Origin of the sequence: Binatus sp. (SeqCode) (assembly GCF_050013435.1) — a bacterium.
Lineage (GTDB): Bacteria > Desulfobacterota > Binatia > Binatales > Binataceae > Binatus.
In genome coordinates, this window is record NZ_JBEKFG010000009.1 from 12794 (window position 1) to 30527 (window position 17734).

18 protein-coding genes are annotated in these 17734 nt (G+C 62.1%); 12 read left to right on the forward strand and 6 right to left on the reverse strand.

The window, feature by feature from the left end; genetic code table 11:
• Positions 1 to 44: 44 nt before the first annotated feature.
• The 3 genes from ABSB13_RS03075 to ABSB13_RS03085 are packed head-to-tail and all read right to left on the reverse strand — an operon-like array spanning position 45 to position 3404.
• Entirely contained in the window at positions 45 to 857 is an 813-nt protein-coding gene (locus tag ABSB13_RS03075; RefSeq protein WP_428105422.1) for an ABC transporter permease, read from the reverse strand.
• A complete protein-coding gene (locus tag ABSB13_RS03080; RefSeq protein ID WP_428105423.1) occupies positions 854 to 1774 on the reverse strand; it encodes an ABC transporter permease in 921 nt (306 codons plus the stop codon). Before ABSB13_RS03080 ends, ABSB13_RS03075 begins: the two co-directional genes overlap by 4 nt.
• A 4-nt stretch (positions 1775 to 1778) precedes the next feature.
• Entirely contained in the window at positions 1779 to 3404 is a 1626-nt protein-coding gene (locus ABSB13_RS03085; protein WP_428105425.1) for an ABC transporter substrate-binding protein, read from the reverse strand.
• 37 nt (positions 3405 to 3441) lie between these two features.
• Between ABSB13_RS03085 and ABSB13_RS03090 the strand changes: the two genes are divergently transcribed.
• On the forward strand, positions 3442 to 3966 hold the full coding sequence (locus ABSB13_RS03090; protein WP_428105426.1) for a macro domain-containing protein: 525 nt from the start codon (positions 3442 to 3444) through the stop codon (positions 3964 to 3966).
• Here ABSB13_RS03090 and ABSB13_RS03095 read toward each other — a convergent pair.
• Positions 3963 to 5567: a DHA2 family efflux MFS transporter permease subunit gene (locus ABSB13_RS03095; protein ID WP_428105427.1), complete on the reverse strand. Its 1605-nt coding sequence runs from the start codon at positions 5565 to 5567 to the stop codon at positions 3963 to 3965. The genes ABSB13_RS03090 and ABSB13_RS03095 overlap by 4 nt on opposite strands.
• Positions 5568 to 5646: 79 nt before the next feature.
• On the opposite strand from ABSB13_RS03095, the gene ABSB13_RS03100 reads away from it, so the two are divergent.
• The 5 genes from ABSB13_RS03100 to sixA are packed head-to-tail and all read left to right on the forward strand — an operon-like array spanning position 5647 to position 9309.
• The gene (locus ABSB13_RS03100; protein ID WP_428105429.1) at positions 5647 to 6297 is read left to right on the forward strand and encodes an HD domain-containing protein; all 651 of its coding nucleotides are present in this window, start codon (positions 5647 to 5649) and stop codon (positions 6295 to 6297) included.
• On the forward strand, positions 6294 to 6968 hold the full coding sequence (locus ABSB13_RS03105; RefSeq protein ID WP_428105494.1) for a dTMP kinase: 675 nt from the start codon (positions 6294 to 6296) through the stop codon (positions 6966 to 6968). The genes ABSB13_RS03100 and ABSB13_RS03105 overlap by 4 nt, the downstream gene beginning before the upstream one ends.
• Positions 6943 to 7701 carry a dTMP kinase gene (locus ABSB13_RS03110; RefSeq protein ID WP_428105430.1) on the forward strand — a complete coding sequence of 253 codons (759 nt, stop codon included), beginning with the start codon at positions 6943 to 6945 and terminating at the stop codon, positions 7699 to 7701. The genes ABSB13_RS03105 and ABSB13_RS03110 overlap by 26 nt, the downstream gene beginning before the upstream one ends.
• Positions 7702 to 7705: 4 nt before the next feature.
• Entirely contained in the window at positions 7706 to 8803 is a 1098-nt protein-coding gene (locus tag ABSB13_RS03115) for a CHAD domain-containing protein (protein ID WP_428105431.1), read from the forward strand.
• Positions 8804 to 8808: 5 nt separating this feature from the next.
• Positions 8809 to 9309, forward strand: coding sequence for a phosphohistidine phosphatase SixA (gene sixA / locus ABSB13_RS03120; RefSeq protein WP_428105433.1), 501 nt, complete (start codon positions 8809 to 8811; stop codon positions 9307 to 9309).
• Between the two features lie 219 nt (positions 9310 to 9528).
• Here the strand turns inward: sixA and ABSB13_RS03125 are convergent, their stop codons facing one another.
• Together ABSB13_RS03125 and ABSB13_RS03130 are read right to left on the reverse strand one after the other, a co-directional pair.
• Positions 9529 to 11292 carry an OPT family oligopeptide transporter gene (locus tag ABSB13_RS03125; protein ID WP_428105434.1) on the reverse strand — a complete coding sequence of 588 codons (1764 nt, stop codon included), beginning with the start codon at positions 11290 to 11292 and terminating at the stop codon, positions 9529 to 9531.
• Positions 11293 to 11341: 49 nt separating this feature from the next.
• The gene (locus tag ABSB13_RS03130; protein WP_428105436.1) at positions 11342 to 12193 is read right to left on the reverse strand and encodes an MBL fold metallo-hydrolase; all 852 of its coding nucleotides are present in this window, start codon (positions 12191 to 12193) and stop codon (positions 11342 to 11344) included.
• A 245-nt stretch (positions 12194 to 12438) separates the two neighbouring features.
• Between ABSB13_RS03130 and ABSB13_RS03135 the strand changes: the two genes are divergently transcribed.
• The 6 genes from ABSB13_RS03135 to ABSB13_RS03160 all read left to right on the forward strand — a co-directional run bounded on the left by ABSB13_RS03135 (position 12439) and on the right by ABSB13_RS03160 (position 17722).
• Complete coding sequence (locus ABSB13_RS03135; RefSeq protein ID WP_428105438.1) at positions 12439 to 12774, forward strand: hypothetical protein; 336 nt, start codon at positions 12439 to 12441, stop codon at positions 12772 to 12774.
• Positions 12775 to 12966: 192 nt separating this feature from the next.
• On the forward strand, positions 12967 to 15288 hold the full coding sequence (locus tag ABSB13_RS03140) for a TonB-dependent receptor (RefSeq protein WP_428105439.1): 2322 nt from the start codon (positions 12967 to 12969) through the stop codon (positions 15286 to 15288).
• A 46-nt stretch (positions 15289 to 15334) separates the two neighbouring features.
• Positions 15335 to 15613, forward strand: a complete 279-nt coding sequence (locus tag ABSB13_RS03145; RefSeq protein ID WP_428105441.1) for a hypothetical protein — start codon at positions 15335 to 15337, stop codon at positions 15611 to 15613.
• Positions 15610 to 16347, forward strand: a complete 738-nt coding sequence (locus ABSB13_RS03150) for an energy transducer TonB (protein WP_428105442.1) — start codon at positions 15610 to 15612, stop codon at positions 16345 to 16347. Before ABSB13_RS03145 ends, ABSB13_RS03150 begins: the two co-directional genes overlap by 4 nt.
• 429 nt (positions 16348 to 16776) lie before the next feature.
• Complete coding sequence (locus ABSB13_RS03155) at positions 16777 to 17199, forward strand: hypothetical protein (protein ID WP_428105445.1); 423 nt, start codon at positions 16777 to 16779, stop codon at positions 17197 to 17199.
• Between the two features lie 85 nt (positions 17200 to 17284).
• Positions 17285 to 17722, forward strand: coding sequence for a hypothetical protein (locus ABSB13_RS03160; RefSeq protein WP_428105446.1), 438 nt, complete (start codon positions 17285 to 17287; stop codon positions 17720 to 17722).
• Positions 17723 to 17734: the final 12 nt, after the last annotated feature.

Genomic DNA, 17734 nt, shown 5'->3' on the forward strand with positions numbered 1-17734 from the left:
ATATTTCCCCGCTGCGCATACCGAGCGACTGACCCGCTCGACTGTCAGGCGCGATGTCCCGCTTTCTGCGCAATCCCATCACCGAGCAGGTTGAAGCCGAGAATCGAAAGCCCGATCGCGAGTCCGGGCGCGGTCGTAAGATGCGGGGCGACGAGCAGGAACGCGCGGCCGGCATCAAGCATGTTGCCCCAGCTGGGCGTGGGTGGCAGCGCGCCCAAACCCAGAAATGAAAGCGCGGCTTCGGCGCCGATAATTCCGCCGATTCCGAACGTCGCCTGCACGGCGAGCGGTCCAACGACGCCGGGGATCAGATGGCGCATCAGCAGGCGCGACCGACTGGCGCCCAGGCTCTCGGCGGCGAGAACGTAGTCGCGCTCGCGCAAGGTCAGCACTTCGCCGCGCACGATGCGCGCGTAGCCGGTCCATCCCATCGCAGTCAGCGCGATCGCAAGATCGATCAGACCCGGTCCGAGGATCGCCGCCAGCGCGATCGCAAGCAGGATTCCCGGAAAGGCGAGGACGATATCCACGCCGCGCATTATCAGGTTGTCGATTCGCCCGCCCGACAGCGCGGCGGTTGCGCCAACCAGGCTGCCAACGACCAGCGAAATCGCAACGACGACGGTGGAAATCGAGAGCGAAAGCCGCGCGCCGGAAAGGACCCGGGCGAGCACGTCACGGCCGAGCGCGTCGCAACCAAACGGATGCGCGCGGCTAGGCCCGGCGAGCGTGCTGGCAAGATCGATCGACAAAGGATCGGTGCGCAGCAGCATCGGGCCCAGGATCGCAGCGACGGCGATCGCGGCAACGATAGTCACTCCAATAGCCAGTGACGGATTGCGGACTCGTACGATCATGAGATTCTCACCCGCGGGTCCACGATCGCATAAACGAAATCGGTCGCCATGTTCACGATCACGTAAGTCATCGCGAACGTGAGTACGCATCCCTCGACTACCGGATAATCGCGCGCCCCTATCGCGCTGATCAGCAGGCGGCCGATACCCGGCCACGAAAAAATTATTTCGGTGATGAGCGTGCCGCTCAGCAGCCCGCCCATCTGGAGTCCGATGACGGTCACGACGGATGTGAGCGCGTTTTTGAGGCCGTGGCGAACAAGAGCGGCACGCGCGCTCAACCCCTTGCTGAGCGCGGTGCGCATATAGTCGCTTTCGCGCACGCGAATCAGGCTCTGGCGCAGCATCCGCGCAAGGATCGCGGCAAGCGCGGTGCCAAGCGTCACAGCGGGCAGAACCAGATGCAAAAGACCCCCGCGGCCGGTGAGCGGCAACCAGCGCAGGTCCAGTGAAAACAAAATCATGAGCAACGGGCCGAGGTAGATGTGCGGAATCGAAATGCCGACAATTGCAAATCCCATCGCGCCCAGATCGCCGGCGCCGCCGGGATTCGCCCCCGCTATTATTCCCAGCGGGAATGCCAACAGCACGGCGACCAGCATCCCCGCCGCAGCGAGCTCGATGGTGGCCGGGAACCGTTCGGCAATGAGACGCGAAACCGGCTTGCGATATGCAATCGATTCACCCAGATCGCCGACGGCGAGTCCGCCGAGATATGCCGCGTACTGGACCAGCAGCGGACGGTCGAGGCCCAGCTGATGCCGCATCCCGACAATGTCGGCGGGCGCAGCCGTCTCGCCAAGCATCGCAACCACCGGATCACCCGGCACCAGATGAATAATCGCGAACGTCAGCGTCGCCACGCCGAGCGTGACGGGCACGAGTGCGAGCAAGCGCCGGACCAGGTAGTTTATCACTGGATCAATCCGACGGTTCTCCGCCGCCGCCGGGGCCTCTGAGCGTCACCGTCGCGAGTGAGCGGAAGCTGCCATTGGGATACGCATCGAAGCCGACCAGCCGCCGATTCATCACGGCCACATTGTCCACCCACCACAGCGAAACGTACGGCAGTTCCTCGGCGGCGAGTTGCTGCACCTGACCGTATATTTTCTTCCTCGCTGCCGGATCGACAGTACTCATTCCCGATTCGACCAGGCGATCCATCGCAGGGTTCGAATAGTAACCCCGATTCTGTCCATGGGGTGGCGTCTTCTGCGAATCGAATACCATGTAATAGCTATTCGGATCGTTGATTCCGACCCATTGCAGCGAGGTCAGGTCGAAACTTCCGGCTTGGATGTCGGCATAATAGGTGGCGAAGTCGAGCGTCCGGATTGTCAGCTCGATACCCACTCGCTGAAGCATCGCCTGAAAGACCTCGCCCAGGCGCGCGCCTTCCGGAGTTGTCTTGTATTCGAATCGGAGCCCGCGCATCCCGTTGCTTCCGGCCGCATAGCCGGCCTGATCCAGCAGTTGACGCGCTTTTGATGGATCGTAGGAATAGGCAGTGACGTTGCCCTCGTATGCCCAATTCTCGGGTGAGAGCATACCAGTAGCTACCCGCCCGGTACCACGCAAGATGGTACTGACTATTGTATTGCGGTCGATCGCATAGGCAATTGCGCGACGCACGCGTAAATCGCGCAGCCGGGGATCGCGAAAGTTGAAGGACAGGTACTTGTAGGTAGTACCGGGAGTTCTGCTGACCTCCAGAAACCGGTGCGATCCGAGCCACGGCAACACGTCGTACTCGATATTGTTTCCCGAGAAATCGCAAACGCCCTCTGCCAGTTCGAGCGCGCGCACGGTAGGGTCGGGAACGATCTTGAGCAGGATCGATCGTGGCGCGCCTGGCGGATAAGAAGAATAGGGATTGCGCTCGAGCCACGCGGCTTCATCGCGCGCGTAACCAGCCATCTGAAACGGGCCGCTGCCGATGGGAGCGGCTGCGGTTCCTTTCGAGGGCAGCGGAGTGCCTGCGGGCACGATACCCTCCGTCGCCAACTCAAGGGCGGGCGCGTAGGGATGCGCGGTGGTCATGACGACGGTGTAATCGTCGGGCGCGTCGATTGACTTCAACTCCTCGAGGCCGGCCCGTTTCGCCGACATCGACTCTGGCGCGCGAATCGAATCGTAAGTGAATATTATGTCGCGCGCCGTCAGTTCGCGGCCGTCGCTGAAGCGTACCCCGTGCTTAAGATGAAAGACAATTTCCGTTGGCGAGGGACGCTCGATGCGGTCGGCGAGATGGCCGACGAATTGGCCGTTGCGATCGGTCTTCACCAGCGAATCGAAAATAAGTTCGTTGATACGCGACGAGGTCGCATCGGTCGCAAAGCGCGGGTCGGTCGAGGCCGGCGAGGTTTCGATATCGACCTGGATCGTCCCGGGCGAACGATCGGCGCGATAGTGGCCGCAGCCCGCGAGCGCGACGAGCGCCGCCGCAATCTGCGCTGCCAATCGCAGCCGAGCAGTGTTTTCGCTGATCCACACGGTGAGCACGCCGTTTCGGGTTATTCCCGATTGGCGCGATAATAACAGAATCAACGCGAGACTTTCGCACATCACCGCGTACGAGGTGACGATGAGCAAGGATTGGCGCGCAAAGATTGGGCTGTCCCAGGGCGACCTCACGGACGCGGATGTTGATGCGATTGTGAATGCCGCGAACAACGACCTGATGCTCGGCGGCGGCGTCGCGGGCGCGATTCGCGTCAAGGGCGGGCCGGAGATTGCGCAGGAATGCGACCGGATTGGGCCGATTGCACTGGGCGAGGCGGCGATTACGGGCGCGGGACGGCTGCGTGCGCGGCACGTAATTCACGCGGCGAGCATGCGGCTGGGAGAATCGACGTCGCAGGCGAATCTGCGCGCGGCGACGCGCAACTCGCTGATGCGCGCCAATGAGAACTCGCTCAAGTCGATCGCATTTCCGGCGATCGGCACCGGCATCGCGGGGTTTCCAATCGAGCGATGCGCGCGGGTGATGCTCGAGGAAGTGCGCGCGCATCTCGGCGGTTCGACGACGCTCGAGCGTGTGGAATTTGTGCTGTTCGATCGCCCCTCGCTGGAGGTCTTCGAGCGAGTGCTCGCGGCGATGAAGGACTAGTGGGCGGCCGTAGCGCTGCTGGGTTGAGTGCGGCGCAGCAACAGGAAGGTAGGAATCAGAAATATCACTGTAATAGCCAATGTGCGGTAGATGTCATTGAACGACAGCATCATCGCCTGGCGCTGGATCATCCCGTACACCATGCCAAGTCCCTGCTTCTGGCCAGTGAGTATTTGCGGCATATAGTCAAAGCTGCGCGCGCCGGGAGTGAGGCGCGCCGCCGCGCTCATTTTCCACGCGTCGAAGGCGGTGAAATGCTCGACCAGGTAAGACTGATGCGTCTGCTCATGATCCACGAGCACGGTCGTCATGTATGAGATGCCGATCGCAGCGCCGGTGTTGCGCATCATGTTGTAGAGGCTCGCGGCGTAACCGACGCGCTCGCGGCTGACGCACGAGAGCGTAGTGGCGGACAGCGTAGGGAAAATCATGCCCAGCCCGACTCCCATGACGAGGCTGGGCCAGGTCACCGCCCACGTGCTCACTTGAGTGTCCCATCCCGCCATCGTCCACAAGGCGATAGCCATTATGGTGAAGCCAACCCCGATCAACGGACGCGTATCGTAGCGGTAGCGCCCAAGCTGTCCGACGATCAGCATCGCCGCCATCGTGCCAAGTCCGCGCGGCGCGAGCACCAGACCCGCCTTCCACGCGCTGTAACCCATCAGCTCCTGCAGAAAAATGGGATTCAACAGTCCGGTGCCGAACAGCGCGAAGCTCATCGCCACCATCAGCATCACGGAGATCGAGAAAACGGGAATCCCGAGGATTGAAAGATCCAGAATCGGTTCGGTGGTGCGCAATTCGTTGATCGTGAGTCCCACCAGGCAGATCGCGGAAAAAATTGTACCCCAAACGACCCACGGCGAGCTGAACCAATCGGCGCGCTGGCCGCGATCGAGCACGAGCTGCCCCAGGCCGAGCCCGACGACGAGCAGGATGATTCCGGTGTAGTCGGTCTTGCCGCCCTTGACGCGGCGGGTCCGCAAGTACGCGGGGTCGTGAACGAACGTCCAAACCATCAGGAACGCGGCGGCCCCAACCGGCAGGTTGATATAAAAATTCCAGCGCCAGTTCCAATTGTCGGTGATCCATCCGCCGAGCGTCGGACCCATGATCGGCGCGACCATCAGGCCCATCCCCCACGTCGCCATCGCGAGTTGCTGTTCGTTGGGCGGGAATGTCTCCATCAGGATCGCCTGCGACGACGGCACCATCGCCGCGCCCGCCGCGCCCTGTATCAATCGAAAGATGACCATCTGATCGAGTGATCGAGCGGCGCCGCACAGGCCCGAGGCGGCGACGAACACGGCGACGGACATCATGAAGTAGCGCTTGCGGCCGAAGCGCGACGAGATCCATCCCGTCATGGGAATCATGATCCCGTTGGCGACCAGGTAACTGGTGAGCACCCACGCGATCTCGTCGACGCTCGCCGAGAAGCTGCCTTGCATATGCGGCAGCGCGACGTTGACGATCGACGTGTCGAGCACCTCGAGCGTCGTCCCCAGCATCACGGCCAGCGCGATCAGCCACTTGTGGCTGGAGGACCCGTACTCGGGATAGTCGGTTCCAATCGCGGATGAGGCTGGGGCTGCCAAGCAAATACGTCCGTGCGGCGTGTCCGGCTCAGATTAATCCCGATGGATTTGCGATGATACAGCGAAAACATTTTCGACATTGGGCGTTCATCGCCAGGTCGCGCGGCTTGCGCTCAAGCTGTTCGACGCGACGGCGCCGGTTCTGGGGCTGCCCAGGTCCTCGCGGGAACTGCTTGAATTCGGGGCGTTATTACACGATATCGGCCACGCGATTGATCATGACCGGCATAATCGCCATTCTTACTACCTGATTAAAAACGCGGAGTTGTTCGGCTTCGACACTGACGAAATCGAGGTCATCGCACAGGTGGCTCGCGGGCATCGCAAGCAAGCCCCCAAGCTCGATTCGCCGGATTTGAAGCCGCTTAGCCCCGCCAAGCGCCGTGTGATCAGAGGCCTCGCCGCGATTTTGCGGGTCGCGGACGCGCTGGACCGAAGCCACTTCGGTGTGGTTAAAAACATCGAGGTCAGATACTCACCGGGCCGTTTAATCGTTGGAGTTGATTCGAAGCGCGAGAAGGCCGACCTCGAGCTATGGACATGCCAGAGAAGGACCGACTTGTTGTCGAGACTGCTGGATCGCCAGGTGATCCTGCAGCGCCGGAGTTGCTTGCCGCTGTACCTTCCACCAACGGCGACGCTGGTCCGTCCGCAACCGGACGTAAGCCTGCGCCCGGGACCGCGCCCAAGACCCTGCTCGAAACGCCGCATCCGTATCGCGGACGATTGATCTGCGTCGAGGGAATCGACGGCTCGGGCAAATCGACGCAACTGCTGCTGCTCGAGCGATGGCTGCGGTCGCGCGGCTACCCGGTGCATTTCACCGAGTGGAATTCGTCGCGGCTGGTGCGGCGTTCGATGCAACGCGGCAAGAAAAAAAATCTGCTGACGCCGACCACTTTTTCGCTGCTGCACGCCGTCGATTTCGCCGATCGGCTGACCTATCAGATCCTTCCCCCGCTCAAGGCCGGCATGATCGTGCTCGCCGATCGCTACGTGTACACCGCCTTCGCGCGCGACGTGGCGCGCGGCGTCCATCCCGAGTGGGTCCGCGCGGTTTACAGCCCGGCGCTGCGCCCCGATTTGACGCTCTACTTTCGCGTGCCGATCGACATTTCGCTCGAGCGGCTGCTGGCGGGCCGCGCCAAGCTCAAGTACCACGAGGCCGGAATGGATGTCGGCCTCTCGGCCGATCCGGTCGAGAGCTTCCGCATATTTCAGAGCCGCGTGCTCGAAATTTACGATCAACTGACGCTCGAGTTCGGGATGCGTCCGATTGACGCGACCGCCGAGATCCCCGATCAACAGAGAGTCATACGCACGATGGTCCAGGAAATTCTTCACAACTACGACCGCAATCGAGCGAACGGAAAAAATGGCGTCACATCCCACTCGCGCTAAGAGCTGGTACGGCCACGGTATGCCGTACCTCGCGAAAAAACGGCTGCCCGGCCACTTGATCGCGATCGAAGGAACCGACGGCGTCGGCCGCTCCGCGCAGATTGAACTGCTCCGGCCGTGGCTCGAACTCGAAGGCTACGCCGTCAGCAACACCGGATGGACGCGCTCTCCGCTGCTCTCCGAGACCATCAACGAGGCCAAGGCCGGCCATCGGCTGACGGTCACGACCTTCTCGCTGCTCTACGCCGCGGATTTTGCCGATCGTCTCGAGCACGAAATCCTGCCGGCGTTGCAGGCGGGCTTTATCGTGATCGCCGATCGCTACATGTACACCGCCTTCGCCCGCAACTCCGTGATGGGCGCCGATCCAAACTGGACCCGCGAGGTGTTCGGGATGGCGCTGGTGCCCGACCTGGTCCTCTACCTCGACATCGACGTCGAATCTCTCATCCCCCGCGTGATCATGGGCAAGGGGATGGACTACTGGGAATCCGGGATGCATCTCGCGCTCGGCATCGACTTGTTCGATTCATTCGAGCGCTACCAGGGCCGCCTGATCGACGAGTACCGGCGCTTGTCCGGTGAGTTCGGTTTCGTCTCGGTCGATGCGCGTCTTCCGATCGAGGAGCTGCAGGGCGAGCTTAGAAAACACATCGCCGAATATTTGTCGGGTGCCAACGACAGGTCGCGTCGCGATTTGGCCGACAGCCGCGCATCGACGCGCAAGGAATAGCACGGTGGTGGAAGCCTCGCGCTCCGATGCGCCGCCGCGCAGGCTGACGCTCTCCCCCGGCGAAACCGTCGCCGACGCCGCGCGCAAAGCGATCGCGTTCGGCGCTCAATCGCTGTTGTGGCATCAGGACGCGGCCGAGTCCGGCGATGAGGAGCCGCTGCATCAACTTCGCGTCTCGGCGCGGCGCCTGCGCGCGTCGATCGAACTGTTCTCGAATCTCATCTACGCCGCGCAGCTCAAGCTCTACCGGCGCGACATTCCGTGGATCGGCGCTCAGGCCGGCGCCGTCCGCGAATGTGACGTGACGGCGGCGTTGATCGGCGCTCGCGCCGCCAAAATCGATCCCGATCTGAAAGCCGCGATCGCTCCGATGGTCGAGGCGCTCGACCAACGGCGCAAGTCCGAGCACGCCAGGCTCTATGAGCTGCTCGCGTCGAAGCGCTATCGGAACCTGATCGCGAAACTGTCGCGGCCGGCGATCAAAAAAATCGGCGCCGACCGGGTGCTCGGCGGCGTCGCCGCCCAGTTGATCAGGCCGGCTACGCACGGTGCGGCGCGTCTTGGCAAAAAACTTGACCGTGACGCCCCGACGCTGGTTTTCCACAAGCTCCGCGTTCGAATCAAGCGGCTGCGCTACGAGCTCGAGATGGTCGCGCCGCTGGGTGGTAAGCGCCATAAGAAAACCCTGGCGCGGCTCGAGGCGCTCCAGGAGCTGCTCGGGCTTTATCACGACGTCACGGTGGCATCCGCCTGGCTGTTGTCGTATGCCGAGACATCCGCCGCGCCGCCCAGGACCATGCTCGCGGCCGGCGCGATGATTCAGTCATTGGATAGCCGCGAAAACAAACTGCGCCGGCGATGCGTCAGAGCGTGGCGTCGGTTCGAGCGCTCCGACGCGATTCGCGATACGCTCGAGGAAATTCGACGCGCCGGTAGATTGGCGCTGATGCCGGTGAGCGCGCCCACTGCGGCTGCGGATGCAAGCGGATCTGATCTGCCGAATCGGTCGCAAATCGCGCGCCGCGAGCTCGAAGACCCACCGCAGTCCAATCACAATTCGATGAACTCGCAATCCGCCACGGAAGCAATCCCCACGGAATAAATCCAATGATGCTCTATATTCTGCGTCACGCGACCGCCGAAGAGGCCGCATCGAGCGGCGACGACGGCGCGCGCAAGCTCACCGAACGTTCCAAGGAAAAAATGCGCGCAGCCGCCGCCGGTCTGCGCGCGATGGGTCTGAAGTTTGATGCGATTCTGACCAGCCCGCTCGCGCGCGCCGCCGAAACCGCCGAGATCGTCTCAGCCGCCTACGAAAATACTCCGCCGCCGCAGGTGTTGCCCGCGCTCGCCACCGGTGTGGCAGCCGCCGACGCGGTGACCGCGCTGCGCGCATTTGCAAAGCATGGCGAGGTGATGATCGTCGGACACGAGCCGCAACTGAGCGCCATCGCGTCGATTCTGCTGGCCGGCGCAGCCGACGTCACTCATCTGAGGTTGAAGACCGGGGGATGTATCGCGATTGACCTGCCCCCGCGCTTCGAACGCGGCGGCGGCGAGCTGCGCTGGATGCTGACCCATCGGCAATTGCGCCAAATGCGCAAATAGCGCCCCCCACCCGTCGCGTTGCGGCTGTCCGCCTCTCCCGCCTGACAAGTTCTGACAGGGACGAAGTCCCGCATCCTCGTCCTGACGTTGGGTGCAGGGGTCACCCCTGCCCAGGGAAGTGTGAAACCCACGGCGGGTTTCACATTTAATAAGGTGATTTATCCTTTGTAATCTTTCGTAAAGAACTGACGACCTGCCGCATGCAGATCTCCTGTCGGATCAGAAAATCGGCAGCCGGACTCCCGCCGTGACCATCGCGCCGCTCGCAACGCCCATCAGCGCCTCGCCCGCCACCAGACCGGCCGCGAGCAGAATGCCAGGCCCGCTCTCCGCCTCTTCTTCGGATCCGAAAAGCGAGTGCGCAAGCGCGCCGATAAAAATCGCCAAGCTGAGGCCGAACGGAAGATACAACCCGATAGCGGCGGGCATGATCGGCGTGCGCCACTTCGATCCGCGGCGTTCCAGGTAGCGATCGCTGAAGCCGAGCATCGCCGCGAGTGCGGCGCCGGTCGCGATCGTTCCCAGCGGCAATCCGCCGTGAAAAACTCCCTGCGTCACTTTCGCCATCAGAAACGCTTGCGGAGCGGCAAGCGCGCCGGCTCGCGCGGTCGCAGTGCCCGCTATTCCGTAGCCGGCGATCAGCAGGTTCAGAATCGGCGCCATCAGGAATGACGATGCGATCGCGCCGACCAGCACGCCAATTTCGAGCGAGCGCGGCGTCGCGCCGACGTGATAACCGGTCGCGAGGTCGTGCATGGAATCACCCGCCATCGCAGCCGCCGTGCACACGATCGCGCCCGCAAGAATCGCCAGTTGCGGTCCGACGCTTTGCGACACGCCGGCCAATTTGAGAAACAGCGCCACGGCGAGCAATACAATCACCGTGACGCCCGAGACCGGATTGTTCGACGCGCCGACTATTCCGGTCAGATAGCCGGCGATCGCCGTCGCGAAAAAACAGATCACCGTCAGGATAACTGCCAGCGCCACGCTGAGCGCGACTTGCCCGCTCAGCCCCAGGCAGATGGCGAAGATTACCGGAACGCAAAGCGCCACCGCGGTCAGCACCGCGCGCGCCGCAAGATCGGTATCCTCGCGGGCCGTCGCGACGGCTTGCGTCGAGCGCACGATGCGAATGCTGTCGGCGATCGCCGATGCGATGCGGGTGCGCAATCGCCATAGCGTCACGACTCCGCCGGTGAGCATCGCGCCGACCCCGAGATAGCGCACCTGGCTGCTCCACAGTTGCGACGCGGTCGTGGCGGCGTCGCCCGTTGGGTATCCGGGATGAAACGCCGTGAGCACGGGAATCGCGACCAGCCACGCGAATGCTCCGCCGGCGAATACCAGCGCTGCGATCCTGATTCCTATTATGTAGCCGACGCCGAGCAGCGCCGCCGAAATATCGAGCGACCCGGCCACCGCGGCGCTGCCGACCCATCGCGCGCCCGAGACCGCGCCGGGAATAATTCCGGCGATGTCCTGGAGGGCTTTGAGAGCCGCCGAGATGAGCCCCCCGATTACGAGCGGGCGAACATTTGCCTGTGCATCGCCGGCGCGAAGCACCTGCGCGCACGCTACCCCTTCGGGAAACGGCAGCCGCTCCTCGACGATGTACGCGCGGCGCAGGAAGACCACCATCAGCGCGCCCATCGTCGCGCCAACGACGCACAGTGCCGTCACCTCGACGTACGGGATCGTCCTGACGCCGCCCAGAATGACCAGCGCCGGAAACGTGAAGATCGCGCCGGCGGCGACCGCCTCGCCCGCCGATGCGATCGTTTGCACCACGTTGTTCTCGAGGATCGTCGAGCCGCCGAGAATCCGCAGAATTGCCATCGAGATGACGGCGGCCGGGATGCTCGCGGATACGGTCAAGCCCGCGTACAGGCCGAGATAGGCGTTTGCCGCGCCGAGGATCAGCGCCAGCGCGATGCCGAGCGCGATACCACGCAACGTCAACTCGCGCGGCGCCGCGCTCACGCGGGACGGCTCTGGATTTGGAATTGAATCGTCGCGCTGCACGCCCGGCTTAGGCCGTGAATCTGAACGAGTCGCCCTTCTTCACGATTTTTCCAGCCGATGGCGTGGCAAAATGCGTCCCGAAAACGACGACGTTGGTGTCAGCGTACTTCTCGCAGAACGCGCGCCGGGTCTTCTTCGCCATCGCGCCGTCGGAATCGAATCCGTCGTCCCATTCGGGATATCGGCATTGAATCGGATGATGCATCAGGTCGCCGGTGATCACCGCTTCATTCCCTTTCGACGAAATCCTCACGCTGTGATGTCCGGGAGTGTGGCCGGGCGTCGGCTCGAGCCATACTTCGTCGGTGACGCGAAAGTTCGAGTCGATCAGATCGGCCATCCCGATATCAACAATCGGACGCACCGAATCCTCGACCGGATCGCGCATGTCCTTGAGGTCGAACTTCGACCAGTAATCCCACTCGGTGTCGCCTATCAGGTAGCGGGCGTTGGGGAACGTCGGCACCCACTTGCCGTCCTTGAGCATGGTGTTCCACCCGACATGGTCCACGTGCAGATGCGTGCAGATGACGCGATCGATCTGGTCGCGCGTGTGACCCGCTTTTCCCAGGTCGCTCAGAAACGGCAGCTTCAGATTGCTCCACGCCGGGTTCGAACGAACCTTCTCGTTGCCGATGCAGGTATCGACGATGATCCGCTTGCCCTGCGATTCGACCACCAGCGCGTGGATGCTCATGCGGAGCTTGCCCTTTTCGTCGGAGAAGGTGGGGTAGAGCCAGTCGGCTTCTTTCAGGACATTCTCGCCGGTGGCGTTGGGCAAGATGAAGGTGCCCGGCCATGGCGCCTCGCTTTCGATGATCCGGGTTATTTTGACGTCGCCGACTTTGAACTGGTTCATACCGATCCTCCCGTCTCGCGGCTAACTTAGCCGGATTTCTGGAGATTCGCCAAACATGGAATGTCCAGGCGAGGCGTTTTCCTCGCCAACGATTCGCTCTCGGCGCCGAATGATAATGTGACGGAACTGAGTATCAAGGGGAACCACGAGATTAGCCGGGGGCCGCTTGACATATCAGGTTGTCAGACGGCACGCTTGATCGGAGATAGAGTCCGGCGGCGGTCATCCGTGCCGGGCAAGATCTGATGCTATCCAGGTTTCACAAATCCGGCACAGTGGCGGCGCGCGCGATCGCGATCTTCGGCGCGGCGCTGATACTCGTGTCGCAGGCGATTGGCTCGGCTCATTTTCATGCGGGCGCGGCTTCGCGCAACGGGGTTGCGGTCGCCGAGTTCAGCGCCGACCCGGGGTTCTGTCCGGTTTGTCAACTCGCGTTGCATTCGCCGGGCTCGGTTGCATCGACGGCGACCGCCGCGCGTGGACCGGCGATAGCCGGGACGATATTCATCGCCGCGCCGATCCGATCCGAGTCGCCGGTCCTCTCGGCCGCGCGCGTGCGTGCGCCGCCCGTATCGCTCTAAGCCCCCTTTTCGACACATCCGAATTGTTCTGGCGCGCGCGATCGGTTCGCGCGGCGCCACTCGCGTCCCGAAGGCGCGGGGGAACCTTGAACGGTACGGGAGCTTGCGATGCGAAGGAATTTGCTTTTGAAGATCTTGCTTGCCGGGATCTTGATCCAACTGGCGTTTTGCACGGCCGCTATAGCGGCGAATGTGAAGACTTCGACGACCACGAAGTATCGAATCACGGGCGTTGTGAAGGACGCTCTCGGCAGACCGATCAAGCAAGCGGCGCTTCGGCTGCAGGCCTCCAACGGGCGGGCTGTGGCTCGTTCTTCGAGCAACGACGCGGGTGAATTCTCGTTTATCGCGGTCGGGCGCGGCACCTATGCGGTCGTGGCGACCAGGAATGGATTCAAGACGGCTACGGCGATCGTGACAGTCTCGACGAAGGGCGCCGCGCCATTGGTGCTCGCGATGGAAGCGGAGCAATCGGTCAGCCTCGCGGTCGCGGCGAAGCGGCTGGACAAGTCGCGCAATTCTTTGTCGCCGGACACCGGCGGGAGCAAATACACGTTCACCGACAAGGCGATCCAGCAATTGCCCCAGGGCGCGAACACGCCTTTGAACCAGGTGATACTGCAGGCGCCGGGCGTCGCGCAGGATTCGTATGGACAGATCCACGTGCGCGGAGACCATGCCGATTTGCAGTACCGGATAAACGGCATCCAGCTTCCCGAAGGCATCACCGGCTTCGGACAGGCGCTCAGTCCGCGCTTTGCCCAATCGATCAGCCTGCTGACAGGTGCGCTGCCGGCCGAATACGGCCTGCGCACCGCCGGCATCGTCGATATCAAGACCAAGGACGGGCAGTTGGACAACCTGGCCGACGTTGATTTTTACGGCGGGCAGCGCGGAACGACGCAGCCGAGCTTCGAGTACGGCGGCTCGAAGGGCAGCTTCAGCTACTTCGTGACGGGGCAATACCTCGGCACCGATCGAGGACTGGAGCCGCCGACGTCCGGGCCCACGGCGATTCACGATACCAGCAACCAGGGATCTGGGTTCGGGTACTTTTCGTATTTGCTGAGTCCCACGACGCGGCTGAGCTTGATCACGGGAACTGCGATCAATCACTTTCAGATTCCCGCGAACCCCAATCAGCCGCAGTTGTTCGTGCTGGAAGACGTGCCGGTCTATCCGTCGGCGAAAGTCCGCGACAACCAGTTCGAGCAAAACTACTTCAACGTGCTGGCGCTGCAGGGCACCGTCGGAGAGGATTTCGATTACCAGATCGCGCCCTTCAGCCGTTACTCGGCGGTCACTTTCAATCCGGACCACACCGGCGACCTGATTTACAATGGCGCCGCGTCCAGGGTTTTTCGCAGCGACTGGGCCAACGGTTTTCAGATCGACACGGCTTACCATGGAGTTGCCGATCATACGTTTCGGCTCGGCGGGTATTTCGACGCCGAGCGCGCCGAGATCGACAATCATGAGTCGACGTTCCCGGCAGTTGGCGGCGTGCAATCGTCACCTATCCCCATTTCGTTCGTTGATGACCTGGCGCTGCAGACCTGGATTTACAGCGGCTACCTCCAGGACGAATGGAAGCTGACAAAACAACTGACGTTCAATTATGGAGTCCGCTTCGACCTGTACGACGGGCTGGTGCGAGCCGACCAGGCCAGTCCGCGCGCCGCGCTGGTGTACACTCCGTTCAAGGGCACGACGCTGCACGCTGGCTATGCGCGTCAATTCACGCCGCCGCCAACCGAACTCGTATCAGTGAGTGCAATCGCGAAAGTCAGGGACACCACCGGCGCGCCGCTTTCTACCGGCAACAGCACGCCGACCGTGGAGCGCGACCATTTGTTTGATGTGGGAGCTACGCAAGAGATCGTTCCCGGACTGAACATCGGCATCGATTCCTATTACAAGAAGGCCGCCGATCTTATCGACGAGGGGCAGTTTGGGCCGGCGCTGATCTTCGAAACATTCAACTACGCAAAGGGGCGCGTTTGGGGAGTCGAGTTCACGGGTTCATACACTCACGAAAATTTTTACGCCTACAATAACTTCGCCTATAGCGTCGCGCAGGGCACGCAGGTGGAATCCGGGCAATTCAACTTCACGCCCGCCGAGCTTAGCTACATCAATAGTCACTATGTCTTTCTGGATCACGACCAGACATTCACCAATTCCGCCGGCGCCGTTTACAACTGGCGCGGATTCACGTTCAGCATCGACGGGATTTACGGAAGCGGACTTAGAAGCGGATTCGCGAATACCGGCAACCTGCCGTTCTATATCCAGGTCGATGCGGGCATCGCCAGGCGCGTACCGCTGCCCAACAATCGAGGCGTGCTCGAATTTCGCACCGCGATCGTGAATCTCGCCGATCGCACTTACCTGGTTCGAAACGGCACTGGTATCGGCGTATTCGCCGATCAATACGGCCCTCGTCGAGCGTTGTACGGCGGAATAAAATGGGAGCTTCCATTCACAAAACCCGCCAGCGTGCAGGCGCCATGAAACGCAGCTCGGGCGCCCGGTGTCAGATCGTGAAGAGAACTGATTAATGCAGGAATTATTTGTAGCGTGGAACGCGATCAAGTTCGGCGGCGCGATGGTCTATCCGCTGCTGGCGCTTGGCGTTCTCGCAATCGCGATTATCATCGACCGGGCCGTGCTCTATGCGCGATGCCTGCGCCTGCCGGCGGCACTGGCGGAGCTACTCGAGACGTTCGGGTTTTCGTGGGTCGAGCTCGAGAAGCGGTTGAACGAACTCGGGCCGCGCCGAGCCCTTTATCGCGGCCTGCGATCGGATCTGCTTGCCGGTCCGGCATCTAGCCGATGAAACTCGTGCAACAGTTCGACATTAACCAAAATGATCTCGTGGTTTGGGATGACGACGATCGTCTGGTCTTCCAGAACCACTGGCGCCAATTTGCTGTCTCCATTGTCACATCCGTGTTGTCGTGCGCCCTGATGCTCGCGGGATTTGGCGAGATACTTATCTCGCAGCGCCCCATCGCGCCGCCGCGCACGACGGCGGTCGAAGCTATCCTCGTCGAGCCGCCGCCGGCGGAGCCGGCCAAGCCGGTACCCATCGCGCCGATACTCCATCCCGCGCCACGCAAGAAATTCGCGTCGATCAAGCCGCGCAATCTGGCCGCGCCTGCCCCGGCGCAGGCGCTGAATCCCCAACCAGACGCGCTTCCCGCTTCCACCGTGGGAGGAATCTCCCTCGGGCGAGCCACTGTTCCCAGTGAGAGCGAACCAAGCGGCGCAGGCGGCGGCTCGCCCGAAGGTAGCGCCTCCGAGAGCATCGGCGCGCGCGCCCTGTATGCGCCGACTCCGCAGATCCCCGACGATCTTCGCGAGAACATTTTTTCGGCGCTCGCGATCGCCCACTTCGTCGTCGACCGTGAAGGTCAGGTTCAGGTCACGCTGGTGCAACCGACTTCAAATCCGCGCCTGAACCAGGTCATCCTCGCCAGCCTGCGAACCTGGAAATTCTTCCCCGCCACCCGCGATGGCATTCCGGTGGCGTCCGAATTCGACCTCCGGATTCCCATCGCGGTGCAATAACGCCGGGGTCTCGATCGAATCGTCGTTCGAAGTTCGAATACCGATTTCAGTTCAGTAGCAGGGGTGACCCCTGCACCCAATGTTAAGGCCGCGCTCCGTTGTCGCGCGCGGCCCTTGCTGGTGTAGCTAGAAAATTTTAGGTTTTGGGGTTAAAAGGCCTCTTGGCGATGGCTACCAGCGCAACGTGTCCCGGTTGTCGAAGGCGAACGCTCCGCGTCTCGATGCAGACGGTTCGCCCCGGTATCTATCACTTCACGGGTTCCTGTCCAGCCTGTCACGGGACTTGGTGGTGTCATGCGGATCAGAGCGCTCACCTTGGCGTAGCGGCGTGGCGATCTGGGCCTGATATTGAGTGCGACGAAGCGGGCAAGCAACGTCCCTGAGTCCACCAAGCCAAGACCCTGTGCGGCTTGCAGGGAGGAGGTCCATATGAAACTCAACACAGTGATGAAGCCGGCGTTCGCCGCGCTAGTTGCGGTCGCCAGTGCAAGCCCGCTGCTAGCGACTACCTACCCTGATTGTCAAGGTTGGAAACCGCCGCCGGAGCTTAAAGGCAAGAAGGCCCTAGAGACCAACTTCGTCGGACCGAGCGGCGGCGCCGTGATCATCATTCATATTGGCTCCAGGATACTCTGCGAGTCAGCGGAGAGCAGCGTACCAGGCAAGGAGCGTCGCGAATCCGAGCGCCAGGTGCTGAGCGGTAAGAAGCTCAAGGTCCACGAGGCCACCCTCGAAGACTTCAACGTGGCCACGCGCCCGGATTGCTACGACTTTTACGACGCTTGTCACAACCCAGGCTTCGAGGGTCCTGACCCCGACGCATGCGCTGAGTACGAAGCGCGTTGCCGTTGACAAACTGGGGGCGCGGGCTCGCGGGGCCCCCTCTTGCCCTGCGGGTCGCTTCTTGGGATAAGCGGTGCCGGGAGGATAAGCTTCAATGCCAAGCCCCGAAAGACGCCGCCAGGCGCTTGAAGCTCTTGCCGCACTAACAGTGCTCGCGCTCGCCAGCGCAATTATCCCTAACCCGACACGAGCGCAAGACGACAAACGCTGCGCCGACCTCGCGACGTTCGTCGAGACCGTTGCCGAAGCACGTGACGCGGGAATGTCGAAGCGCGAATACAAGCAGGGCTTCAACCTCGGCCTCAACTCGGTAATGAGCGGCTCTCAACTTAACTACGGGCAACGTGTGGGCACGCGAGAGCAGATGGACGCGCTTATTGAGCGGGTTTGGAACAAGCACGGCAGCTCGCCCGAGCAGTTGTCGGAGCAGGCCAACGCGTGGTGTGAAAAATGGGGCATCGATTTATCCGACCCCTTTGGTGATGAGATTCGCCGCATCAGAAAGGGCGAGGGCCTGCCGCCAGAGCCATAACCATCGGACACT

Bases quoted from the DNA above. Each gene is read 5' to 3' on its own strand.
- ABSB13_RS03160 (WP_428105446.1), top strand. From the start codon at position 17,285: ATGCCAAGCCCCGAAAGACGCCGCCAGGCGCTTGAAGCTCTTGCCGCA.
- ABSB13_RS03150 (WP_428105442.1), top strand. From the start codon at position 15,610: ATGAAACTCGTGCAACAGTTCGACATTAACCAAAATGATCTCGTGGTT.
- ABSB13_RS03110 (WP_428105430.1), top strand. From the start codon at position 6,943: ATGGCGTCACATCCCACTCGCGCTAAGAGCTGGTACGGCCACGGTATG.
- ABSB13_RS03090 (WP_428105426.1), top strand. From the start codon at position 3,442: ATGAGCAAGGATTGGCGCGCAAAGATTGGGCTGTCCCAGGGCGACCTC.
- ABSB13_RS03145 (WP_428105441.1), top strand. From the start codon at position 15,335: ATGCAGGAATTATTTGTAGCGTGGAACGCGATCAAGTTCGGCGGCGCG.
- ABSB13_RS03075 (WP_428105422.1), bottom strand. From the start codon at position 857: ATGATCGTACGAGTCCGCAATCCGTCACTGGCTATTGGAGTGACTATC.
- sixA (WP_428105433.1), top strand. From the start codon at position 8,809: ATGATGCTCTATATTCTGCGTCACGCGACCGCCGAAGAGGCCGCATCG.
- ABSB13_RS03130 (WP_428105436.1), bottom strand. From the start codon at position 12,193: ATGAACCAGTTCAAAGTCGGCGACGTCAAAATAACCCGGATCATCGAA.
- ABSB13_RS03135 (WP_428105438.1), top strand. From the start codon at position 12,439: ATGCTATCCAGGTTTCACAAATCCGGCACAGTGGCGGCGCGCGCGATC.
- ABSB13_RS03155 (WP_428105445.1), top strand. From the start codon at position 16,777: ATGAAACTCAACACAGTGATGAAGCCGGCGTTCGCCGCGCTAGTTGCG.